Raw genomic sequence first — 23,371 nt, forward strand, 5'->3', positions numbered from 1 at the left:
CATGAATGCATGTTGTAGGAGAAAAATCGTGCCAACCTTGAATATCGTGGTTGCAACGGTGTATGGCGGCGCCCTGGATGTCGCCGAGCAGGTTCAGCCTGTATTCGAACAGGCCGGTTACGACGTCAGCATCCTCGAGTCGCCCTCAATTGACGATGTGACGACCAAGGCGGCCGAGCTTACGCTGTTTTGTATCTCGACCACCGGCAGCGGGGATTACCCGGGGGGGCTGGTGCCGTTTGCGGCGGCATTAAACGATCGCCACCCTGATCTTTCAAACCTTCGTTACGGAATGATCGCGCTGGGAGACAGTTCCTACGGTGATACCTTCTGTGGTGCCGGGCGCGCGCTTGATGCGCTTTTGAGCGAGTGCGGTGCTCGGCGTCAGGGGGAACGTCTTGAAATCGATGCGATGGAAACCTTCATGGCCGACGACGCGGCCTTGCCCTGGGTCGAGCAATGGATCGAAATGCTTTGAACACCGATATCGCTGCCGCAAGGCTCTCGACCATGTGGGGGCTTGCGGTAACGATGCTGGTAGCCATTCCGTATTACTGGTGGTTGCGCGACGATACGCGAGAGATTTTGCTTAGCGGTGGGGCCATAGCAGTAGTGATTGCGGCGCTGTTGCGTCAGAAAAAGGAGCGGGTTGCTCCCTGTGACGTGCTGATCCGGTTTTTGGGATGGGTTGGACTTTTTCTGGTGATTTACGTCATAGGATTCTTGGGAGAAGCGCTTGGGTTACTGCCCGGACTATTTGATACCCATCATGTGCCTACCGCGCTTGCCTGGTTGCCCAAGGCCGGTATCATCGCATTGGTGGTACAGATCATTTACGGTCTTTTAAAGCGGCGCCGTGAGACGTAAGGGCAAAAGTGTTTGAGAGTGAGGCAGGCTCTTTTTTTAAAAACGACCTTCAAAGAAGGGCCTTGCCGTGTGCGGCAAGGCCCTTTTGACGTCTTTAACGTAAGTTCTACAGGGTGTAGCAGGGTACGTATTCGCTGCCGGGCAGCTTCATGCGACCCTGTTCGACAAAGGACGTAAGCAGCTCATCGAGTCGCGCCATCAGTGCCGGTTCAGCGTTCAGTTTGAACGGGCCATGTTCTTCAATGGCTCTAATCCCGTTTTCCTTCACATTGCCCGCAACGATGCCTGAGAAGGCGCGCCGCAGGTTCGCTGCGAGTGCGTGGGTCGGCTGTTCCTTGTGCAGGGCGAGCGCGGCCATGGCCGCATGGGTCGGTTCGAACGGGGCCTGAAAATCTTCCGGGATACTCAAGCGCCAGTTGAAGTAGAACGCGTCCTGCTGGTTGCGTCGAAACTCGGTGACGTCATCAACGCCTGCGCGCATGGTGCGTGCCACTTCCGCCGGGTCATCGATGATGATCTTGTAGAGTTTTCGAGCTTCTTCGCCGAGCGTGTAGGTGATGAAATCATCGATCTTGCGGAAATACTCCTCGCTGCTGCTCGGGCCGGTAAAGATGACCGGGAATGGAATGTCCTTGTTCTTGGGATCAAGCAAAATGCCAAGCAGATAAAGGATCTCTTCGGCAGTACCGACGCCGCCCGGGAAGACGATAATGCCGTGGCCCATGCGAACGAACGCCTCGAGGCGCTTTTCGATGTCCGGCATGATGATCAGCTGATTCACGATCGGGTTCGGCGATTCTGCCGCGATAATGCCGGGCTCCGAAATGCCAAGATAGCGCCCATGTTTGCGACGCTGCTTGGCGTGCGCAACGTTTGCGCCTTTCATTGGGCCTTTCATAGCGCCCGGGCCACAGCCGGTGCAGATGTCCAAATCCCGAAGCCCCAGGTGGTAGCCGACCGACTTGCTGTAGTCATACTCGACGCGCCCGATGGAGTGGCCGCCCCAGCATACGACCAGGCTGGGGTCGTTTGAGGGTGCGAGCACGCCTGCGTTTCGTAGAATATGAAACACCGCGTTGGTCACACCGTCTGTGGAGTTCAGGTCGAATTTGGGCTGATCCTGAATTTCGTTACTGACGTAGACGATGTCACGCAGTACCGAGGAAAGCAGTTCGCGAATGCCTCGAATCATGCGGCCATCGACAAACGCATGCGCGGGGGCGTTGGTCAGCTTCAGGCGCACGCCGCGATCCTGCTGAAGTACTTCGATGTCGAAGTCATGGTAGGTTTCCAGCACACTTCGGCTGTCATCGGTCAAGGCGCCGTAGTTCAGAATCGCCAGCGCGCAGCGACGCAGGATGTCATGAACGCCGCCGGTGGATGTGTCTCTCAGGCGGTTCACTTCCTGCTGTGACAGCACCTCGAGGCTGCCTTCGGGGGAGATGATGGTCGAAACGGTATCGGTCATTGATGGCTTTCCTGTAAGGCTGAAGCGGTCTGACGGGCGTCTTCCCAAAGTGTGTGGATGCGGTCGCGGTCGGCGTCGTTCATGGCGTCCTGATCGAACGCCATGCTCAACCAGTGCTCATAGGTGGCGTCGAAGTCATCGGCGGTAACGTCGGCCGGGTCGTAGTCGGCCATCTCCAACACCAGTTCGACCTGAGGGATGAGGTAGCCCAGTTCAAACAGGTCCTCTTCACTGGCCTGGCTTTCCATTTCCAAAAGGCGAGCCTTGATGGCTTCACCGCGTTTCAAGAACAAATCCGGCATGAGTTCAGAGATCTCGTAGGTTGAATCGTGACCGGATGCTAACACGGATTTCCGGTCGCGCTCAGCGCTGCGCAACCGACTTGGTTCTGGTATTATCGCCCGCGCACGATGTTGAGCCTTGCCGCGTGCTGCAGCGTTTTCCCCACCGCGTTTCAAAGTCCCAGTGAGTTTTTCTATCCCTCATGTTTAACGCCCAGTATTTTCGGACCTTTATCACCCTGGTCGAGACCGGCAGCTTCACGCATACGGCACGCAAGCTGGAGATGACCCAGCCTGGTGTCAGTCAGCACATTCGAAAGCTCGAGAATTACCTAGACAAGACCCTGCTTCGACGGCACGGGCGGCGGTTCACGCTGACCGACGCCGGCCGGCGTGCCTACGATTACGCCATCAAGCTCTTTGCAGAGCATGAGCATTTCCGGCATTCGCTTGACGATGATTCCCTGCACAGCGGTGAATGTCGAATCGCGAGCCCATCAAGCATTGGGCTGATGTTCTACCCCTTCGTGCTTGGTTATCAGCAGGTCCACAGTGGGCTGACCTTCAATTACAACTTCGCCTTCAACCAGGACATCGTCCAGGATGTGGCGGCGGGGCGCTATGACCTCGGACTTGTGTCTGACCCGATCAAACGCTCGGAGCTTTCCTATACGCTTTGGCATCATGAGCCGCTGTGTCTGGTTGCACCGGCCGATTTTCGAGGCAACGGCCTGGGTGAGCTGATGGCGCTCGGATTCATCAACTATTCCGACGGCATCAATAACGCAAGCCAGCTTTTGAGAGCGAATTTCAGTGGGGAATTTCGTTCGATGAGTCATTTCCCGCTCAAGGGCTACACCAACGATGTGGGGGTTGTACTCGACGCCGTGGCCAGGGGGCTCGGATTTACGGTGGTTTCGCGGGCCGTGCTCGAGACCTCACCCTGGCAGCGTCAGGTGATCGAGGTGCCTCTGAGTACGCCTGCCTACGAGCCATTTTATATCGTGACGCGTCAGGACGCGGAGCTTGCCAAACGCTACGATCAGCTGTTGAGTGACTTTCGTGAGCAGCGTCGTACCGTACTTTATGGCTACAGCGAAGAGCCCTCGACCGATGTGCTCGAGGAGTAAGGCGTTAAAGGCCATGACATGACGTGTTTACGTCTTTCACCCCTTATAAGGTAAAGCAGCGATAAAAAGCGCCATAAGAAACGCCCACCGAGCGCTCGGTGGGCGTTTCTTATGGCGGCTCACGATACACCGCTCGTAAGCCGCAGCAGAGGCCCTTATCGATGGTGTTTTATCGATAGTGCTCGATGGATGGACAGCTGCACACCAGGTTTCGGTCACCGTGGACATTGTCGACCCGATTGACGCTTGGCCAGTACTTGCTGTCGATGTCGCCGGACGGGTAGAGCGCTGTCGTGAGGCTGTAGGGGCGCTGCCATTCGGCCAGGCTGTCTCGATGTGTGTGTGGTGCGTTGACCAGCGGATTGTCTTCGGCCGGCCATTCGCCTGAGGCGATACGATCAATTTCCTTGCGAATGCCGATCATGGCATCACAGAAGCGGTCCAGCTCTTTGAGCGACTCGGATTCAGTTGGCTCGACCATCAGCGTACCCGCCACCGGGAACGACATGGTCGGTGCATGGAAGCCGTAGTCGATCAGCCGCTTGGCGATGTCTTCCTCGCTGATGCCGGCTTCCGCCTTGAGACGGCGAAGGTCAAGAATGCATTCGTGGGCAACGTTGCCCTGGGTGCCCTTGTAGAGAATCGTGTAGTGCGATGAAAGCCGGTGGGCGATGTAGTTGGCATTGACAATGGCAAGCTCTGAGGCGCGTGTCAGGCCCTTTTCGCCCATCATGGTGATGTACATCCATGAGATCGGCAGAATCGAGGCGCTGCCGAACGGCGCTGAGGCGACCGCACCGGTTACGTCATTGGTGCTGGTGCTGCGATGCCCAGGCAGATACGCCGCCAGATGCGCCTTGACGCCGATCGGGCCCATGCCCGGCCCGCCACCGCCGTGGGGAATACAGAAGGTCTTGTGCAGATTCAAGTGCGAGACGTCACCGCCATAGTCGCCAGGGCGACACAGGCCGACCTGAGCGTTCATGTTGGCGCCGTCGATGTATACCTGTCCACCGTGCTCATGAACGATCTCACAGGCTTTGCGTACGCCTGCTTCGAACACACCGTGCGTCGACGGGTAGGTCAACATGATGGCGGAGAGGTTATCGCTGTGCTTGGACGCTTTGGACGCGAGATCGTCGAGATCGATGTTGCCTTGGCTGTCGCACTCAACGACCACCACTTGCATATCGGCCATGGTGGCAGAGGCCGGGTTGGTGCCGTGGGCGGAGCTTGGAATCAAACAGATGTTTCTGTGTGCCTGACCGTTGGCCTTCTGATAGCCGCGAATGGCGATCAATCCGGCGTATTCACCCTGAGCGCCTGAGTTGGGCTGCATCGAGACACTGTCGTAGCCGGTGATCTCGGCAAGATAGTCTGAAAGCTCGGTGATCAGCGCTGCGTAGCCTTGGGTCTGCTCGGACGGCGCGAACGGGTGCATGTTGGCAAATTCAGGCCAGCTGATCGGAATCATTTCGCTGGCGGCGTTCAGTTTCATGGTGCAGGAGCCGAGCGGGATCATCGAGTGCACCAACGAGAGATCCTTGTTCTCGAGCCGCTTCATGTAACGCATGAGCTCGGTTTCGCTGCGATAGCGAGTGAACACGGTGTGTGTCAGAAAATCAGAGGTACGCTCGAGCGATTCCGGAATGCCGGAGATGTTTTGCTTGATAATGCGTTGATCGAGCGAGGACCAGCTCGTCTCTAGGTTTTTCGGAATCAGTACCTCACACAGGCGGTCAAGATCTGCAAGCGTGGTGGTTTCGTTCAGGCTGATTCCGACTCCGCCATCGGGTCGATAGCGAAGGTTGATGCCAAGTTCTTCCGCCCGAGTCTTGAGCTCAGCGTGGGCGTAATCATCGAGCGTCAACGTATCGAAGTAGCGCTCATTACGAAGGAAGATGCCCGCCTCACGCAGCGCCTGTGCCAGGAGGGTCGTCAAGCGGTGGACGCGAGAGGCGATGGTAATCAGCCCGTCCTTGCCGTGATAGACCGCATAGAAGCTTGCCATATTGGCCAGCAGTGCCTGGGCGGTGCAGATGTTGGACGTCGCTTTCTCTCGACGGATGTGCTGCTCGCGCGTCTGCATGGCCATGCGCAGCGCCACCTGGTCGCGGCTGTCCTTGGAGACGCCAATGATCCGCCCGGGGATGGCGCGTTTAAGCGCATCGCTTGCGGCAAAGAATGCGGCATGAGGGCCGCCATACCCCATCGGGACACCAAAGCGCTGGGCGCTTCCAAAGACGATGTCGGCGCCGAACTGGCCCGGTGCTTCGAGAAGGGCAAGGCTCAGCGGGTCGGCTGCAACGGCCATCATGGCGTTGCCGTTATGGGCCGTGTCGATGAGCGGGGCAAGCTCATGAATGTGCCCGTTTTCGCCACAATACTGCACCAGCGCTCCGAAGACGTCGTACTCGCCCAGCGTTTCGGCCGGGCCCGTGACCAGCTCGATGCCCATGTAATGGGCACGGGTTTCCACCACGTCTCGCGTTTGCGCGAAGACGTCGTCTGCAATGAAGAAGCGGTTGCTCTTGTTCTTGCGATTGGCTCGACGACAAAGCGCCATGGCCTCGGCCGCGGCCGTTCCCTCATCGAGCAGCGATGCATTTGCCACCGGCATGCCGGTCAGATCGATGATCATCTGCTGAAAATTGAGCAACGCTTCCAGCCGGCCCTGGGATATCTCGGGCTGATAGGGCGTGTAGGCGGTGTACCAGCCCGGGTTTTCAAGCACGTTGCGCAGGATCGGTGACGGCGTGTGGGTGGGGTAGTACCCCTGGCCGAGATAGCAGGTGGCTACGGTATTTTGCGACGCGATGGCTCGCAGCCGCGTCAGCGCTTCGGCCTCGCTGGTCGGCGGCGCCAACGAAAGCGGTTTATCCAGGCGAATGTCTGCCGGGATGGTGGCCTCGATAAGGTGGTTGACCGTATCCCACCCCATGTCGCCAAGCATATGAGTCAAGGCATTGGTGTCCGGTCCGTTGTGCCGGCTCAGAAATGCATCGGATTGGACGAGGTCTTGAAGCGGGCGAGCGTCGAACGTCATGCAGGTGCCTGTATCAGGTGGAAACCGAAGAGATAAGGATGCGCCACGGTCACTTCAAAAACCACCGTGGCGCGATCGGGGCAGATGTCTGTCAGCCTTCCTGCTCGAGCAGCTGCTGGTAGGCCGTTGCATCGAGAAGCTTTTCAAGTTCGCTTGGGTCTTCGAGCTGCACCTTGATCAACCAGGCATCCTCATAGGGGCTTTCGTTGATGCTTTCAGGGGCGTCCTCGAGGCTTTCATTGATGGCAACGACTTCACCAGAAAGCGGGGCGTAGAGATCGGAGGCGGCCTTGACCGACTCGATTACACCGAATTCTTCGCCCGAGACCAGCGCCTGACCAAGCTCCGGCAGTTCGACGAAGACGACATCACCCAACGCGTCCTGAGCATGATCGGTAATGCCGAGCGTGACCGTGCCGTCGTTGTGGTCAAGGATCCACTCGTGGCTGTCGCTGTATTTGAGGTTTTCAGGGATCTGGCTCATTGTTTTTCCTGTGAAGTCGTCGTTCGTTTAAGGGCAGTCGGCGCATTATGCCTGATTCAACAAGTCGGGCCTATAGAGTGCGCCGTTCGCGGCAGGTAAATCGCGATGGCGATCTTGACCGCGCCAGCACGTCGTTTTATCCCGACGCGGGGATAAACTAAAGTAGGCGTCCACCGGCTGCATTGATTGATCCGGTGACGCAAGACATGAGGGAATTTCCCCCGACAACAATAATAGGAGACAGGCATGGAGCAGGTCACTGCAATCGTAAATTCCATCAATGGCGTGGTATGGGGGCCATTGATGCTGTTGCTTCTTTTGGGGGTAGGTATCTTCCTGCAGGTGGGACTTAAACTGATGCCCGTCCGAAAGCTCGGAACGGGCATCAGGCTTTTATGGGGCGGGCGCGCCGATTCCTCCGATGAGGGTGAAATTTCCCCGTTCAACGCCTTGATGACGTCGCTGTCGGCGACCATCGGTACCGGCAATATTGCAGGGGTTGCCACCGCGATCGCCCTTGGAGGGCCAGGCGCCGTGTTCTGGATGTGGGTAACCGCGCTGGTGGGGATGGCTACCAAGTACAGTGAGGCGGTCTGCGCCGTGAAGTTTCGAGAGACTGACCGTAACGGCAACTACGTGGGCGGACCGATGTATTACATCAAGAACGGGCTGGCGGATTCAGGTCCGATCGTGTCTGCTCTGGCCCCGGTGCTTGCGGTTCTGTTCGCCATTTTCGGAACCATTGCGTCTTTCGGTATCGGCAATACCGTACAGGCCAATTCCGTGGCGGATGCGTTGAACGCGTCGTTCGGTATTCCGAGCTGGCTGACTGGGCTTGTGATCATGGTGTTGGCCGGCGCGGTGATTCTTGGCGGGCTCAAGCGTATTTCGACGGTTGCCGGTCGGTTGGTCCCGCTCATGGCGGTGTTCTACTTCGTGGCCGGTCTGGTGATTCTTGTCATCAACGCCAACGAGGTGATTCCGGCGCTTAGTCTGATCATTTCTCACGCCTTTACCCCGATTTCTGCCGCCGGCGGGTTTGCAGGGGCAGCGGTCGTTCAGGCGATCCGGTTCGGGGTGGCTCGTGGCGTATTCTCGAACGAGGCCGGTCTGGGTAGCGCGCCGATCGCTCACGCCGCGGCCAAGACACGTGACCCGGTACGTCAGGGACTGGTGGCCATGCTTGGCACCTTTATCGACACCATTGTGGTGTGCACCATCACGGCCCTTGCGATCATTACCTCTGGCCAATGGCTGACCGGTGAAAGCGGGGCGGCGCTGACCTCGATGGCGTTTCGTCACGCGCTCCCGGGGCCGGGTGATTACATCGTTGCCCTGGCGCTTGCCGTGTTTGCGTTCACGACGATTCTCGGGTGGTCCTATTACGGAGAGCGCTGCTTCCAGTATCTGTTTGGGGAGCGCGCCTGCATCGTTTTTCGGGTCATTTTCGTGATCGCACTTCCCATCGGCGCCATGGCTCACCTGGATTTCATCTGGTTGCTGGCGGACACCTTCAATGCTTTGATGGCGATTCCCAACCTGATTGCATTGCTGTTGCTGTCTCCGGTCGTCTTCCGCTTGACCAGGGATTACTTCAAGAATAACGGCTGATTCAAAACAGCGGCTGATACTCAATCGCCACCTGTTTCGGCAGGTGGCTTTTCACGCTCAAGGACATCTGGATGACTTCCCTACACCAAACGCCTCTTCACGAGCTTCACGCACGCTCAGGTGCAAAGTTCACCGATTTTGCCGGGTACGAAATGCCGGTTCAGTACGCCATGGGGGTTAAGCGCGAGCATGAGCACACTCGCAGCGCATGTGGCGTGTTCGATGTGTCTCACATGGGCCAGGTCGTGCTCACCGGCGAGGGCTGCGCCGAGGCGCTCGAGACGCTTGTATGCGCCGACATCGTTGGCCTTTCCCCGGGGCGACAGCGCTATGCGCTGTTCACCACTCAGGAAGGTGGGGTGGTGGATGATCTGATGGTCGCCAACCAGGGTGACGCCTTGCATCTGGTCATCAACGCCGCCCGCCGTGATATTGACATCACACTTTTGAAAACAGGCTTACCCGACCAGGTAAACGTCGAGGTGCTGTCCAGGGCATTGATCGCGGTGCAGGGCCCCAAGGCCTGCGAGGTGCTAAAGGCCCTGAACCCCGAGACCGAAACCATGGTGTTCATGGATCATCGCGCACTTGCGCTGGCGGACATTCCGGTGTGGCTCAGCCGATCCGGTTATACCGGCGAGGATGGGTTCGAGATTTCAGTGGCCGAGGCAGATGCAGAGCGATTGATGGAGCATCTGATGGCGTTCGAGTCGGTCGAACCGATCGGGCTTGGCGCGCGGGATTCGCTTCGACTCGAAGCCGGTCTCTGTCTTTATGGCAACGACCTCGATGAACAGACAACACCGATTGAAGCCGGCCTCCACTGGGCCGTTGGCAAAGCGCGTCGTCAAGGCGGTGAGCGCGAGGGTGGATTTCCGGGCGCCGACGTCATCCTGACTCAGCTTGCCAATCGAGATCACCTGACTCAACGTGTCGGGCTGGTAGTCTCTGGGCGCGCGCCGGTTCGCGCCGGAAGTGCGCTGTTCGACGAGCAGGATAATCAGGTTGGTGAAATCAGCTCCGGAACGTTTGGTCCGACGCTTGGCAAGCCAATCGCGATGGCGTATCTGCCGGTTGAAATGACTCAGAATGGCACCAGGGTTTGGGCCGATGTTCGAGGCAAGCGCCATGAAATGACGGTAACGGCCATGCCCTTTGTTACCCCTAACTATGCGCGTTGATTTATACCGTTATATTCTTAAAGAAATTAAACAAAAATATGGCGAAATGTCAGGTTGATACGGGGAGAATCGATGGCTCTTGGCAGCAGCGCATGCTGCCAATGCGTCTGAATGCCTCGGCCCATGAGTAGAACACTGCCATGGGCCAACCAGATATTTTGGGGAGGCGTAATTTCTCGAGCCTCCCGCGCACGACGCCTTAGCCGAAATGGGCGGGCGGCTCCGAGACTCAATGACGCAATGATTGGTGTCTCCCCGAGTTCAGGCTCGTCATCACTGTGCCAGCCCATGCGTTGCTGGCCATCCTGATACCGGTTCAACAGGACACTGTTGTAGGCTGGCGCATCATCGATGTAGTGGCGAGTCAGCCGGGTCAGCCAGCGCGCAAGCGCTCGGACACTGGGGTGCCAGGACGAGGGTTCGAAGCGTTGGTTGGAGTAGGTATAGTCAGCGCCGTCAGCCCCCATCCAGATTTGAGTGCGTGGAATCGGATGGGTCTTGCCATAGAGCGTGATGCTTGGCTGTTGCCAGTGCTCAAGCGCATCGAGCACTTTGAATAGGTGGTCGGCCTTGTCGGTGGGCAAGGCCTTCGGAAAGTACCACAGGGGCCAGTCGGGCAGCGGGTGTTGCACCGAGGTCATTGAATTGTGATCAGCAGAATACTGAGTTCGGCCAGAAGAAACCCGATCAGCGCACCGGCTGCGACATCGGTTAGATAGTGAAGTCCGAGAATAACCCGCGAGATCATGACCAGTATCGCAAACGGCAAAACGACCCAGAGCAAGATCGGTACGAACATGGCCGTAAGCGTCGTAAACATGACGGCGTGCAGCGTATGCCCACTTGGAAAGCTGTAGCGATCAAGCGGTGGCATCGTGCAGGGAATCTCGAACGAGATGTACGGGCGCTCACGGCACAGGCGGTTTTTGAGCAATCGGTAGAGCAGGCCACCAACCGCTGCAGTGATGCCGAATTCCACGGCCAGTACCCAGCCATAGAGACCCTTGAAGATGGGAATGCTGAAGCACAGTGCAATCCAGGCCGGGCCATCGCCCAGACGGCTTGCGATGCGCAGCACCCAAAGAATCGGACGATAGGCGCCAAGACGCGACAGGCGGTGACAGGCGCGCCACTCGAGTAGGTCCAGCCGTTTAAACATTGGAGAATTGCGTTCTTGCATCACTCACCTCCTGTGCCTGATGCAGGTAGTCGACGAACTGGTCGCAAATGCTTGACCAGGTCATTTGATTAACGCGTTCTTTGGCGGCCTTGCCCATCCTGCGCGTTCGTTCTAGATCCTGGCCAAGTGTCAGTGATGCATCGATGAAGCCCTTGTCATCACTGTAGTCCACCAGAAGGCCTTCCTGGCCCGAGGTGATGAGCTCGCCGGCCGCGGCGTAATCAAGCGCGACACAGGCAAGCCCGCTTGCCATCGCTTCGGTGACCACATTACCGAAGGTTTCCGAGCGTGAGGGGAATAGAAACAGGTCGGCGCTTGCGTAATAGGATGCCAGCGCGTCACCTTCCTGAAACCCTGCAAACTCTGCCCAGCTAAGTGTCTCTTCAAGCTCCTTACGCATCGGCCCATCGCCGACGAACACAGCCTTGATCGAAGGGTCCTTGCTGTGCAGGGCTTGAAGTGCATTGACCATCAAAGGCACGTTCTTTTCTGCAGCCAGCCGGCCGACATAGAGCACTACCAGGTCATCCTCGGCCGCACCCCACCGGTCTCTAAGGGGATCGCTTCTAAACGCTGGGGTGAAGCGTTTCGGGTCAAGCCCTCGGCCCATCACCTTGGTGTTCTTGTAGCCCTTGGCTTTTAAAGCATTGGCTTGAGACGAAGTGGGTACCAAAGTGATCGCGCTCTTATTGTGAAAGCGTTTGAGAAAAGGGCGGACGAACGGACGAAGCATCTTGAGCAGAATATAGTGCTCGCTGTACTGATCGAAGTTGGTGTGAAAGCCGCTGACCACCGGTAGCCCAAGATGGTTGGCCGCGAACAGGGCGCTGAGCCCCAGCGGGCCTTCAGTGGCAATGTATACGGCGTCCGGTCGGTGCACTTTCCAGAAACGAATCAGCTTCAATGGCGCGGGAACTCCCATGCGAACCCCTTCATAATCGGGAATGGGAATGGCAAGCACCTGAAGCTCCTTGACGACGTGAGGGTCGTTTTGGCGGTCAACCGGACGCGGGCGAACCAGTTGAAGTTCGAACCCGCGTTCCAACAGTTCATTGGCGATTTGGGTCAACGTATGGGCTACGCCATTGATTTCCGGAGCCCAGGTTTCGCTTACGAACGCAATGCGAGACATGACTTTTCCTTGGCCGGAAGTCGGTATATGTCCAGTATCTTTACTCGTCATGACAGCGTCGCGTAATAAAAGTGATGATTGAATGACAGCTACTGTAGCACGCGGCGAGGATCAACGGGTTGACCGGCCTTGCGCACATCGAAGAGAAGGTTGTAGTGACCTGTGTCGCCTCTGCGCGCGGTTTCACAAATGGGTGTTCCTGGTGAAACCGACTGGTCTTCGCGTACATGCACCTGTCCGCAGTACGCGAAGATGGTCTGCATATTGTTGGCGTGATGCACGATGACGACATTGCCGAGCTGGCGCATGCTGTTGGCGAATTTAACCGAGCCATTGGCAACCGCACGTGCCGTATGATCAGTACCTGCTCTCAGCATCATCGGCTGCAGTGTGCCATGTGCATCGGTACCGAACGCACGTACAACGCTTGCCTGGCGCATGGGCCAGGGCCAGTTGCGCGCGCTTGCAGGCAATGAGGTCGTATCCACATGCGGGCGCGTACGGGCAACCGAGCTGGCACTTGACCCGCTCCGACCTGCCGGCACCTTGATGATCTGGCCAATCGAAAGACTTCGAGGGTGAACGCCCGGGTTGGCGCCAGCGATACTTTGGGCCGACGTTCTAAAGTGCGTGGCGATACGCCCGTACGTATCACCGTGGCGAATCTGATACCGATAGGGGCCGCTGCCCGGTGCACGCTCGGCGTGAGAAGGCATCATCAGGCGCTGGCCGATCTTCAAGTCATTGGCATTGACGCCTGGATTGAAACGCTGAAGCCTAAGAAGGGGGATGCCATAGCGTCTGGAGAGTCGATGAAGCGTGTCTCCGCGCTGTACCTGAACCCAGCCGCCGCTGCCGGACGCACCACCACTGGTCGCGCACCCGCTTACTCCAAACAGGAGAATTAATAAGACAATCAGGAAAGGCGTCGATCTTTGTCGTGCCAAAGTGCATTGACCCATGCATGAAACCGTTTTTTTCGTTCAAATTCGAGGATGTGCGTTTCCGTCATCCATGGTTTTAGCGGCAGGCGATCAATATGAATGCGCAAGATACCGCTGCGCCCACACAGAAAATCCCAAAAGCGGGTCGACCCGTGCTGGTAGTCGAGCGTTGCGTCCAAGATGCCCGAAAGGCGGCTTCCCAGCAAGGAAAGAACGATGCTCAAGCCGCCGGCCTTGGGGCGAAGTAAATGCGTGAACGGGCTTTTTTGTTGCAGGCGTTTTTGTGGGGTAAAGCGGGTGCCTTCAACAAAGTTATAGATGGTAATCGGACGTTCAAGTGCGTGTCGGCACAGGCGGCGGGTGGCTTCCAGGTCCTTTTCGGCCGCTTTGCGCCCCCCCTTGCCTCGATTGAGCATCGGAAATTCAAGCGCCCAGAACGCAAGGCCGATCACGGGAATCCAGATAAGCTCTCGCTTGATGAAAAAGCGGGGCGGCGCCGTGGATTGTTGTAGGGCGTATTGCAAAAGCAGGATATCGGTCCAGCTTCTGTGATTGGCGATGACGACCCACCATTGATCGCGTGCGTTTGGGATAGCGCCGCTGACGTGAAGCGTCGGTTTTAGAACGGTGCGAATCCAGAACGTGTTCAATGCGATCCAGACCAGGGCAATGCGATTGAGCCCACCAATGATCGTGTTACGTACCCGGTGAATTGGAAGTACGAGTTTCAAGAGTGCCAGTACATAAAAAGGCAGGGCGCACACGAGGGTGTTGACCGTCAAGAAGCATAAGCTGGCGCAGCCTTTTATAAAAAACATTCACACTCCCGCAGAAAGCACTCGTTTGTTACGCCGCTCATTGTGCATAGGGCCTTGATACAAAAGCAACTATTAAACAGAATCCAGTACGCAGCCTGTCTGACTATTCGTTATTCGCGCATTTATATTTCCTTTAAATCCAAAGCAGTACTTGAATTTTATACCGTTATATTAATCTTTTTCTAAGATTTTGATTTTTGATTGAAGTTGACCTAGGAAAGACTGACCAAACAACAAAAGGTGATTAAGAAGCGGGTAAAGCTGAAACAACGCACATTGCGCTGGCCACGTCTCGGGCCGCGGCCCATCCCAATACGCCCGTTCAAAGTTGGTTGATATGGGCGAAAAAAGAGCCAGCATCGCAAGATCGAACATGGCGTAGTGACGATGTATCGCAGGGTCAATCAAGGCAACACCCGTTTCGGTATAAAGCACATTTCCATGCCAGAGATCACCGTGTACTAGACAGGGTGGCTCATTCGGCAGTAAACCAGACACGCGCGCAAAAAGGGCATCCAGATCACGAGCGTCCTGTTCCGGCAGCTTGTTTTCGCGCAGGCAGCGTTCGGCCAACGGCCTGAGACGCTGCTCGATCAAAAAATCTGCACCGTTTTCGAGCGGCGTATTGATCTGCGGTGTAGGGCCTGCAAATGTCGTCGTGGCCCATCCGTGCGTCGTTGCGCGTGATCGAGTGTATAAATGACGAAGTTCCTCACCCAGAAGGCGGGTCTTTGAATCACTTGGCTTCCCCGGTGAAAGCCAGGTCATGGCCAGAACATCATCATCAAGCTCAAGACACTCTGGAATTTCCAGTCGAGTGGGAATCGCGGCCAGTGCGGCCAGACCATCGCACTCCGCGCGAAGGATATCCGGCGCAGCACGCTTGATTACAACACGCCCGTGAGGGGTATCCACACGATACACCTCGCTGATGTCACCGCCTTGAAGAGGGATAAGAGGTGCATCCGGGCTCAGCCCCAATCGGTCGAGCACACGATTCAGCGCCTGTGTCATTGCTCGCTCTCCTGAGATGAGGTCGTTTCATCGGTCTGTGTGTGCTTGCTGCGTTTGACGCCTTGTCGCGCGGCTTTCTTGATCGATGCCTCTTTCTTCTCGCGTTGTTCCTCGACGTTATCCTGACCTTTTCTGAACAGCTCATACAGCTCCTCGATAGCCAGTCGGTCACTTTCGAGCAACGCATCGTTGTCATTTCGGTGCTTGTAGGATGACCAGAAGAGTTCGTTGTCGAATTCCCGGAAGGTACGTACCGCCTCACTGGCCGTAGAGCTCGGATAACCCAGCCCCTTTAGAAGGTCGATGCTCATTTCCATGCTCGAATCGAAGGTTTCACGAACCAGATGTTCAACCCCAAGCTCCATCAACTGCCAGGCGTGGTGTCGGTTGCGGGCTCTGGCATAAACCGTTAGATGCGGGAAATGCTGCCTGGCAAGGCGCGCAATGGTAAGCGCGGCTTCAGGGTCATCAACGGCAATAACAAGCACCTTGGCGTTATCGGCGCCGGCAGCACGCAGAAGCTCCGGTCGGGTCGCGTCGGCGTAGTAGATGCGTGAGCCGAATTTACGAATGAACTCTACCTGTTTGATATTGGGGTCGAGGGCGACAAAATTGATCCCCTGTAACTTCAGCACTCGAGCAATCATCTGACCGAACCGGCCAAGGCCTGCAATCAGCACCGGGGGCGTATCGTCGATGGCTTCCTGGTCGAAGGACCGCGTCGTGGACAAGCGGTGCCCCCAGTTCAAAGCGAAGCGATAAAGGAAGGGCGTCAGCGCCATTGAAAACGTCACAGCGGCGATGCATAGGCTTGCAACGTTCTGACTGAACACGCCAACGCTTACGCCTGCCGTTAACAGAACAAAATCGAATTCTCCCCCCTGAGACAAAATGGCCGCCAGCGCCGGAATTTCATGGCGAGGGGTTTTGGTCGCAAACCCGATCAGCGCAAGAACGGCAATCTTTACGAGCAGGAGCACGGCCGTGATCCCGATCACCAGCAGCAGGTTCTGCCACACCAGCTCCAGGTTGATCGACATGCCAACGCCCATGAAAAAAAGACCCAGCAGGATGCCCTTGAAGGGTTCGATGTTGGCCTCGAGTTCATGGCGATACACGGTATCGGCAAGCAGCACGCCCGCCAGGAAAGCGCCAAGTGCCATTGAAAGCCCCGCCCACTGCATGATGAGCGCCATGGCAAGCACCATGAAAAGGGCCGCTGCCGTGAATACCTCATGAAGCTCACTGCGTGCGACCAGACGCAGAACGCGAGGAAAGATCATGCGTCCGATCACGATGGCGCCTGCGACCGTGCCCAGGCTTTTCAATAGGCCGAATACGATGTCCGAGGCGCTTCCGAGGCTCCCACCGGCAAACAGCGGCAGTACCGCCAGCAATGGGATGACGGCCAGATCCTGGAATAAAAGCATTGAAAACGCGGATTGACCGTGAGCGGTGGTGAGGTGTCGATGCTCGTTGAGCACTTGCAGCGCAAACGCCGTCGAGGACAGGGCAAGAATGAACCCCAGCAGCAACGCCGACCCTGTGGGCAGGCCCAGCATCCACCCGATTACCGCAAGCCCCAAGCCGCTAAGCACCATCTGGGCACTGCCCAGGCCCAGAAGCCTTGCACGCATTCGCCAAAGGCGCTTCGGCTCGAGCTCGAGCCCGATCACGAACAGCAGCATCACCACGCCGAACTCGGCGAAATGCAGAACGGCGTCCGGTTCCGAGAACACCTTAAGTAGGGACGGGCCGAACAGAACGCCGACAAACAGGTAACCCAGGATGGAGCCAAGCCCCAAACGCTGGAAGATGGGAACCGCGATAATCGTGGCGCCGAGAAGCAGAGCACTTTCAACAAGAAAAGGCATCAACGTGGTTCCTTGAGTCGATGCCTTTAATGCTAGAACGGAGGAGGCCTTAAGGGCCAGCCTCGATTGATGCTCAGGCGGGCGTCAGCAAGGCGTTGTCGTTGACGTACTGGTTAAACTCGGTGAAACCACCGATATGTTTTTCATCGACAAAGATTTGCGGCACGGTTTCGACCGGCTTGCCAATGGTCTTTTCCATGTCCGCCTTGGAAATACCTTCCTTGTGAATGTCGATGTAGCGATAGCTGAAATCATCACGGACGTCGCTGAGCGATTCCGCCAGCTCCTGCGCGCGAACGCAAAACGGGCAGCCTGGGCGACCAAAAATCACGGTGAACATGAACTTCTCCTGAAAACATGGGCATGTACTTGATGCCAAATGATGGGGCATAAGCGGGTGACTCGCCAATAGATTGGCCTGAACCCGCTTATTGAATCGCTAAATTATCGCTCATCGTCAAAGACGTTACGATCCGCCCGTTCGAGCAGGCGCTTGAGCTCTGAGTGAATCTCGGGGGTGGTTACCAGCAGATTCTCGCCATAAAGCTCTTCTGGAATACCTTCCGGACATGGATAGAGATGGCCGGTACGGGCGCCTGCCTCACGTGCGATCAGCATGCCCGCCGCAAAATCCCAGGGTGAGACGCTTTCGTAGTAACCATCGAGGGTGCCGTTGGCAACGTGACACAGATCGAGCGCCGCAGCACCGTTTCGGCGAATGTCGCGACACGTGCCCAGAATGGCACGCAGCCTGCGAAGCAGCGGAAACCGAGCGTCCTTGTCGTAGGGAAAGCCGGTGGCGATCAATGCCGCATCTGTTGACTGGCAGTCACTTGGAGAGATCGCCTCACCGTTGCACCAGGCGCCCTTGTCGCGAATGGCCGTGAACGTCTCGTTCAAAAATGGCGAGTGCACCACGCCGATTTGGACGCGGCCGTTTTCCGACCAGGCGATCGACACCGCGACATGCGGATGGCCGTGGGCAAAATTGACCGTTCCGTCGATAGGGTCGACGATCCAGAGCGCATCGTCTTCAAGAATGGCGTCCCGGTCGGGCGTCAGTTCCTCGCTCAGGCGCTGTTCGCCTGGAAAGTGCGTCTCGAGCTCATTGCTGATGAAGGTATCGATCTCGACATCCACATCGGTCACCAGCTCATTGCCATCCTTGTAGCGGCTGTCGAACTGACATTCTTCACGGGCTTTTCTGATTCGTCGCCCGGCTTCTTCGGCAATGTTGATGGCGCGCTCTAGTCGGGTCTGCAGCGTCATGGGGGCTCACTTCATCAATGCGTTGATAGAATCTTCGTAGGTGTCGGAGTATAGCGCGCGCGTCGGCACTCAGCGCCGTACCGGGCGTTTTTGAAGCTTGCGCTGAAGTGTGCGCCGGTGCATGCCAAGGCTTCGGGCGGTGGCTGAAATGTTGCCATCGTTTTCCTGCAGCACCTTTTGGATATGCTCCCACGTCAGGCGGTTGATCGAGGGCGGGTTTTCGGCGATTTCAGCATCCGGGTCGCCCTGGTCGGGGCGGTCGAGCGCACCGAGCACATCGTCGGCGTCCACGGGCTTGCAAAGGTAATTGTAGGCACCGAGTTTCATGGCCTCGACAGCGGTCGTGATGCTCGAATAGCCGGTCAGGATAATGACCTTGCACTTGGGGCTTACAGCAAGAAGCTCCGGCAGCAGTTGAAGGCCCGAGCTGTGCTCGAGTTTCAAATCAAGCGTTGCATAGACCGGAGGCGTTGCCCGGGCGAGCATCATGGCCTCCTCGTGATCGGCCGCTGCCAGCACCTCGAAGCCGCGGCGCTTCATGGCGCGGGTCATTACCTGTCGGAAGAGTTCATCGTCATCGACGATCAAAAAGGGGGTTTTGGTATCCATTGCGTTCTCCTTTAACGAACGAATCACTCTTTGTGTCCATCACTCTTTGCTGTCCACGCGAGGCAGCGTGACTTCGGTCAGGGTGCCGCCTTCTTCGTGATTGTAAAGGCTGACGCTGCCGCCGAAACGATTGATGGTCGCATGGGTCAGAAAAAGGCCAATGCCCATGCCTTTTGATTTGGTAGACACAAATGTCTGCCCGAGCTGGTCGGCGATGTCCATTGGAACACCGGCGCCGTGATCGCGGATATCCACGATGACCTGCTGCTCATCCCAGTCGAGCGTGATGTCGATGTTCTGGGGGTTGGCGTCTGCCGCGTTATTGAGCAGATTGAGAAGCGCCTGCTGAAGCGTGTCGTCGGTCGGGATGATCGCGTGGCGTCGGCCAAGGCAGGTCAATCGATGCGTGACGTCCGGTCGAATCACTAGCCATTTCTCGATCACCCGCTCCAGATAGGCCTGAACGTCCTGATGCTCGAGCGGGCCAACCCGCCGCCGCTCAGCGGTGGCAACCAGGGATCGAAGGTGTGTCTTGCACTGCTCGACCTGGCGCTGAAGCAGGGTAATGTCCTCACGCAGAATGTCACTGTCTGCGTCCTCTTTCATCTCACCAAGCAGCACCGCCATGGTGCCAAGGGGCGTGCCAAGCTCGTGCGCGGTGCCGGCAGCCTGGCTTGCAACGGCGAGAATCTGCTCATTTCGAAGCGCCGTTTCGCGCGTTTTTGAAAGGGTGCGGTCACGTCGACGCAGGGCGCGTGCCATCTTGAATACGAAATAGGTAATGAGGCTCGCGCACAGGGCGAAATTGAGCCACATCCCAAGGACATGCAGGCTAATGCCGGTGCCCGCGATGTGGCGCGACAGTTCAGGGATGGGCTGATAAAACAGCATCAAGGCGCTGTAGCCACCGAACGCCGTGACGGTCGTCAGGATCGTATAACGAACCGGAAGCGTAGCGGCTGCGATGGTGATCGGTACGATGTAGTAGCTGATCACCGGGTTGGTCGAGCCGCCGGTAAAGTAAAAGATCGCGGTCAGGCCGATGACATCGATCAAAAGATGAACAAGGCACTCGGCTTCGGTTACCGATCTAAGCCACCCAAGTCGCCACCAGGTCGCAACGTTGAACAAGCCCATGACCACGATGATCAAAAAGATCGGCACCAGGTAGAGCTGGAAGTTCAGAACCTCGATGCCAAAGATGATGGCAATCAAAAACCCGGTCCAGGTAATGCCGCGCGCGATGGTCAAAAGGACCAGGTTACGGCTTGGCGTTGACAGGGCCAGGGGTTGCTGGGGCATGAACGGGCTCCACTTCGGTCGAACGTAAGGGCCCATGGTAGCGCACTTTCACTGCGGCATATCTTCGCTGCGGCAATCTGAACCAGCTGAATGTAGTTAAACTACAAAAAGGATGCGGAATCGAAAACGCCAGCTCTATAAGGCTGGCGTTTTTGTCTGGGAAGGTTCACATCAATGCGCTGTCAGCGTCTGGGTCGACAGACTTCCTGACATAATCGAATGACTGTTTTTGCCCGGATCTGTTGGCTTTACCGACATATTTCCCGCTTCTTGCTGCCGACGAGCGTTCATTTTTCGGTTTTCTTCGAGCATTACGTTGTGGCCGCCAATCATATCGAGTCTCCAGCTGCGATGTGTCTATGAGTTATTTTAAGCCAAAGTCTAACAAAAAGAAATATAACTACAAAAAGTTGCGTCAAGTGCCCAATTGCTTGGGTGATTTAACGGCCGAGGCACTGTGTAGTTGAGAAAGGTCCTATCCTTAGTACCATACGCACGCTGACTGCCTTATGAATCAAAGGAACCGGGAATGCTCGAACATATCGCGCAAAATACGCAGGGTCGGGATTTTGTAGTGGGGGACCTTCATGGTGAATACGATCAACTAATGGCGCTGCTTGAAGAAGTGCAGTTCGATAAAACGTGTGATCGACTGTTTGCCGTTGGCGATTTGATCGACCGAGGCCCTGACTCGATGAAATGTTTGGCGCTGATGCGCGAGCCCTGGTTCTTTTCCGTTCAGGGCAATCACGAAGCCATGGCAATAAAAGCCATGAATGGTGAAATGTGGCATCAGTGGCAGGAAAACGGAGGGCGCTGGGTCTTGAAGCAGAATCCACCGGAGGTGGCGGCCCTGCTTAAGGAGGCCGTGGCCAAAATGGCCATTGCCTATGAGATCGAGACCGGGCGAGGCCGGGTAGGCATCGTTCACGCAGACCCACCGTTGCGTTGGCAGGTGCTCGAAACGCAAAGCGAGGATGTGAAACGCCAAAGCCTTTGGTCACGCAAGCGCTATAGCAAGAAGCTTGAAACGCCGGTTGAGGGCATCGACGCCGTTATCGTCGGACACACGATTGTTGCAAGCCCGGTCATGCTCGGTAATGTGCGCTATATCGATACCGGGGCATTTACATCGAACAAGCTGACGCTTGAGCCGTTGACCCACGTGCTGGACCTGCTGGCCGGTTGATTTAAGAACGCGCTAAAGTTTAGCGCCACGGTGCCGATAGCGTCTCAATCAACCGTCTAGCCAGGAGTGGCCATGTACCGCGTTCGCTGCGTTTTTCAACCAACCACCTTTTCGAAACCGAAAGTGGTGCAGATGAAGTGGATTCCAAAAAGCGGGGAATGGATGATGCTGGACAATCAGGAATTCGAGGTGCAGCGCATTATTCATACGCCACAGGATACCGATGTCGAAGTGCAGCTCCAGCTCAAGGTCAATTTAAACACCCTGTGATGCTTGATTGAGTGTAGACGCAGGATCGGCGAAAATAGCGGGATTCGACCCATTCCAACATCGGCGCACCTTGGTGCGCCGATGGCGTACTCACCAAGAAGAATCGCTCAATGCCAACTACCGCCGTGTCGCAAGAAGCCGCCAAACGACGCACCTTTGCGATCATCTCTCACCCCGATGCGGGCAAGACCACCATCACCGAAAAGCTTTTGTTGTTCGGAAATGCAATTCAGGTGGCCGGTGCCGTCAAAAGCAAGCGCGATGCCCGAAGCACCACCTCCGACTGGATGAAGATGGAGCAGGAGCGCGGCATCTCGGTGACGACCTCGGTCATGCAGTTTCCCTACAAGGGCCGCATGGTCAATCTGCTCGACACACCCGGTCACGAAGATTTCTCCGAAGACACCTACCGTACGCTGACGGCCGTCGATTCCGCGCTGATGGTGGTCGATGGCGCCAAGGGCGTCGAGGACCGCACCATCAAGCTGATGGAGGTCTGCCGGCTCAGAACAACGCCGATCCTCACCTTCGTCAACAAGATGGACCGCGACATTCGCGACCCGATCGAGGTGATGGACGATATTGAAACCACGCTCAATATCCAGTGCGCGCCCATTACCTGGCCGATCGGCATGGGCAAGCAGTTCCGGGGCGTCTATCACATTCTCAATGACACCGTGCACCTCTACCAACAGGGGCAGGGTAATCGCATCCCGGACGACGTTTTCATCGAAGGGCTCAATAGCCCGAAGGTGGATGAGGCGCTTGGCGAATACGTCGCAAACGAACTTCGTGACGAAATCGAGCTGGTCAGAGGCGCCTCTCACGAATTTGACCTCGAGGCGTATCTGCGGGGTGAATTGACGCCTGTGTATTTCGGCACCGCCATGGGTAATTTCGGGGTGCGGGAAATGCTCGACGGGTTCGTGGAATACGCCCCCAGGCCGCAGCCGCGCGACACCGATGCCCGCGAGGTCGAGGCAGACGATGAGCGCTTCACCGGCTTCGTGTTCAAGATTCAGGCCAACATGGACCCCAAACACCGCGACCGCGTGGCGTTCTTGCGGGTGTGTTCGGGCAAGTACGAAAAGAACATGAAAATGCGCCATGTGCGCATCAAGAAAGACGTCAAGATCGCAGACGCCCTGACCTTCATGGCCTCTGATCGGTCCCACGTCGAGGAAGCCTGGCCCGGCGATATAATCGGCCTGCACAACCACGGCACGATCCAGATCGGCGACACCTTCACGCTCAGCGAAGACATGCGCTTCACCGGCATTCCGCACTTCGCACCGGAGCTCTTCAAGCGCGTGCGCCTGAAAGACCCGCTCAAGATGAAGCAGCTTCAAAAGGGCTTGCAGCAGCTGTCCGAGGAGGGCGCGACACAGGTCTTCATGCCGCTCAACAACAACGACCTGATCGTCGGCGCCGTGGGCAGCCTTCAGTTCGATGTGGTCGCACACCGGCTCAAGGACGAATACAAGGTGGACTGCATCTACGAGCCGATCAATGTTCAGACGGCGCGATGGGTGTATGGCGACGAGCGCAAGATCGACGAGTTCCGAAACAAGACCGCTGAAAACCTTGCAATCGATGGCGGTGGGTACCTGACGTATCTGGCCCCGACCCGGGTCAATCTTCAGCTGACGCAGGAGCGCTGGCCTGACCTGCGCTTTTCCGCCACGCGCGAGCACTGATGCGC

At 56.9% G+C, this 23,371-nt stretch carries 24 protein-coding genes; 8 read left to right on the plus strand and 16 right to left on the minus strand.

What is annotated here, in order from left to right; all coding sequences use genetic code 11:
* Positions 1–28: 28 nt before the first annotated feature.
* Positions 29–478 carry a flavodoxin domain-containing protein gene (locus NAT23_RS02135; RefSeq protein WP_251925031.1) on the plus strand — a complete coding sequence of 150 codons (450 nt, stop codon included), beginning with the start codon at positions 29–31 and terminating at the stop codon, positions 476–478.
* Positions 475–867, plus strand: a complete 393-nt coding sequence (locus tag NAT23_RS02140) for a hypothetical protein (RefSeq protein WP_251925033.1) — start codon at positions 475–477, stop codon at positions 865–867. Before NAT23_RS02135 ends, NAT23_RS02140 begins: the two co-directional genes overlap by 4 nt.
* A 106-nt stretch (positions 868–973) precedes the next feature.
* Here NAT23_RS02140 and ppnN read toward each other — a convergent pair whose 3' ends face one another.
* Positions 974–2,335 (minus strand): nucleotide 5'-monophosphate nucleosidase PpnN, encoded by a 1,362-nt coding sequence (gene ppnN, locus NAT23_RS02145; RefSeq protein WP_251925035.1) that lies wholly within the window; start codon positions 2,333–2,335, stop codon positions 974–976.
* Positions 2,332–2,637 carry a hypothetical protein gene (locus NAT23_RS02150; RefSeq protein ID WP_251925037.1) on the minus strand — a complete coding sequence of 102 codons (306 nt, stop codon included), beginning with the start codon at positions 2,635–2,637 and terminating at the stop codon, positions 2,332–2,334. The genes ppnN and NAT23_RS02150 overlap by 4 nt, the downstream gene beginning before the upstream one ends.
* 182 nt (positions 2,638–2,819) lie before the next feature.
* Here NAT23_RS02150 and NAT23_RS02155 point away from each other — a divergent pair, with 182 nt between their 5' ends.
* Positions 2,820–3,746 (plus strand): LysR family transcriptional regulator, encoded by a 927-nt coding sequence (locus NAT23_RS02155; RefSeq protein ID WP_251925039.1) that lies wholly within the window; start codon positions 2,820–2,822, stop codon positions 3,744–3,746.
* Positions 3,747–3,915: 169 nt separating this feature from the next.
* Here NAT23_RS02155 and gcvP read toward each other — a convergent pair whose 3' ends face one another.
* Both gcvP and gcvH read right to left on the minus strand, forming a co-directional pair.
* Positions 3,916–6,792 (minus strand): aminomethyl-transferring glycine dehydrogenase, encoded by a 2,877-nt coding sequence (gcvP, locus tag NAT23_RS02160; RefSeq protein WP_251925041.1) that lies wholly within the window; start codon positions 6,790–6,792, stop codon positions 3,916–3,918.
* A 91-nt stretch (positions 6,793–6,883) separates the two neighbouring features.
* Positions 6,884–7,276, minus strand: a complete 393-nt coding sequence (gene gcvH, locus NAT23_RS02165; protein WP_251925044.1) for a glycine cleavage system protein GcvH — start codon at positions 7,274–7,276, stop codon at positions 6,884–6,886.
* Positions 7,277–7,522: 246 nt separating this feature from the next.
* Between gcvH and NAT23_RS02170 the strand changes: the two genes are divergently transcribed.
* Together NAT23_RS02170 and gcvT are read left to right on the plus strand one after the other, a co-directional pair.
* Positions 7,523–8,887 (plus strand): alanine/glycine:cation symporter family protein, encoded by a 1,365-nt coding sequence (locus NAT23_RS02170; RefSeq protein ID WP_251925046.1) that lies wholly within the window; start codon positions 7,523–7,525, stop codon positions 8,885–8,887.
* Between the two features lie 71 nt (positions 8,888–8,958).
* Positions 8,959–10,068, plus strand: a complete 1,110-nt coding sequence (gene gcvT, locus NAT23_RS02175; RefSeq protein WP_251925048.1) for a glycine cleavage system aminomethyltransferase GcvT — start codon at positions 8,959–8,961, stop codon at positions 10,066–10,068.
* A 26-nt stretch (positions 10,069–10,094) separates the two neighbouring features.
* Here gcvT and NAT23_RS02180 read toward each other — a convergent pair whose 3' ends face one another.
* The 12 genes from NAT23_RS02180 to NAT23_RS02235 all read right to left on the minus strand — a co-directional run bounded on the left by NAT23_RS02180 (position 10,095) and on the right by NAT23_RS02235 (position 20,543).
* Complete coding sequence (locus NAT23_RS02180) at positions 10,095–10,700, minus strand: alpha-ketoglutarate-dependent dioxygenase AlkB family protein (protein ID WP_251925050.1); 606 nt, start codon at positions 10,698–10,700, stop codon at positions 10,095–10,097.
* A gap of 5 nt (positions 10,701–10,705) precedes the next feature.
* Positions 10,706–11,248, minus strand: coding sequence for a phosphatase PAP2 family protein (locus NAT23_RS02185; protein ID WP_251925052.1), 543 nt, complete (start codon positions 11,246–11,248; stop codon positions 10,706–10,708).
* Positions 11,220–12,380, minus strand: a complete 1,161-nt coding sequence (locus tag NAT23_RS02190) for a glycosyltransferase family 4 protein (RefSeq protein WP_251925054.1) — start codon at positions 12,378–12,380, stop codon at positions 11,220–11,222. The genes NAT23_RS02185 and NAT23_RS02190 overlap by 29 nt, the downstream gene beginning before the upstream one ends.
* 89 nt (positions 12,381–12,469) lie before the next feature.
* Positions 12,470–13,327 carry a LysM peptidoglycan-binding domain-containing protein gene (locus tag NAT23_RS02195; RefSeq protein WP_251925056.1) on the minus strand — a complete coding sequence of 286 codons (858 nt, stop codon included), beginning with the start codon at positions 13,325–13,327 and terminating at the stop codon, positions 12,470–12,472.
* Complete coding sequence (gene yihG / locus NAT23_RS02200) at positions 13,297–14,142, minus strand: 1-acylglycerol-3-phosphate O-acyltransferase, YihG family (protein ID WP_251925058.1); 846 nt, start codon at positions 14,140–14,142, stop codon at positions 13,297–13,299. Before yihG ends, NAT23_RS02195 begins: the two co-directional genes overlap by 31 nt.
* 171 nt (positions 14,143–14,313) lie before the next feature.
* Complete coding sequence (locus NAT23_RS02205; protein WP_251925060.1) at positions 14,314–15,156, minus strand: fructosamine kinase family protein; 843 nt, start codon at positions 15,154–15,156, stop codon at positions 14,314–14,316.
* Positions 15,153–17,030, minus strand: a complete 1,878-nt coding sequence (locus tag NAT23_RS02210; RefSeq protein WP_251925062.1) for a monovalent cation:proton antiporter-2 (CPA2) family protein — start codon at positions 17,028–17,030, stop codon at positions 15,153–15,155. Before NAT23_RS02210 ends, NAT23_RS02205 begins: the two co-directional genes overlap by 4 nt.
* Before the next feature lie 73 nt (positions 17,031–17,103).
* Positions 17,104–17,370 (minus strand): GrxA family glutaredoxin, encoded by a 267-nt coding sequence (locus NAT23_RS02215; protein WP_251925064.1) that lies wholly within the window; start codon positions 17,368–17,370, stop codon positions 17,104–17,106.
* A 104-nt stretch (positions 17,371–17,474) separates the two neighbouring features.
* Positions 17,475–18,299, minus strand: a complete 825-nt coding sequence (locus NAT23_RS02220) for an inositol monophosphatase family protein (RefSeq protein WP_251925066.1) — start codon at positions 18,297–18,299, stop codon at positions 17,475–17,477.
* A 69-nt stretch (positions 18,300–18,368) separates the two neighbouring features.
* Positions 18,369–18,908, minus strand: coding sequence for a response regulator transcription factor (locus NAT23_RS02225; protein WP_251925068.1), 540 nt, complete (start codon positions 18,906–18,908; stop codon positions 18,369–18,371).
* Between the two features lie 39 nt (positions 18,909–18,947).
* Complete coding sequence (locus NAT23_RS02230) at positions 18,948–20,210, minus strand: ATP-binding protein (protein WP_251925070.1); 1,263 nt, start codon at positions 20,208–20,210, stop codon at positions 18,948–18,950.
* A gap of 171 nt (positions 20,211–20,381) precedes the next feature.
* The gene (locus NAT23_RS02235; protein ID WP_251925071.1) at positions 20,382–20,543 is read right to left on the minus strand and encodes a hypothetical protein; all 162 of its coding nucleotides are present in this window, start codon (positions 20,541–20,543) and stop codon (positions 20,382–20,384) included.
* Positions 20,544–20,739: 196 nt separating this feature from the next.
* Between NAT23_RS02235 and NAT23_RS02240 the strand changes: the two genes are divergently transcribed.
* From NAT23_RS02240 to NAT23_RS02250, 3 genes are all read left to right on the plus strand, one after another.
* Entirely contained in the window at positions 20,740–21,399 is a 660-nt protein-coding gene (locus NAT23_RS02240; protein ID WP_251925073.1) for a metallophosphoesterase, read from the plus strand.
* Between the two features lie 132 nt (positions 21,400–21,531).
* Entirely contained in the window at positions 21,532–21,669 is a 138-nt protein-coding gene (locus tag NAT23_RS02245; RefSeq protein ID WP_251589982.1) for a hypothetical protein, read from the plus strand.
* A gap of 110 nt (positions 21,670–21,779) precedes the next feature.
* A complete protein-coding gene (locus NAT23_RS02250) occupies positions 21,780–23,366 on the plus strand; it encodes a peptide chain release factor 3 (RefSeq protein WP_251925075.1) in 1,587 nt (528 codons plus the stop codon).
* Positions 23,367–23,371 lie beyond the last annotated feature (5 nt).

Origin of the sequence: Larsenimonas salina (genome assembly GCF_023736155.1) — a bacterium.
Lineage (GTDB): Bacteria > Pseudomonadota > Gammaproteobacteria > Pseudomonadales > Halomonadaceae > Larsenimonas > Larsenimonas salina.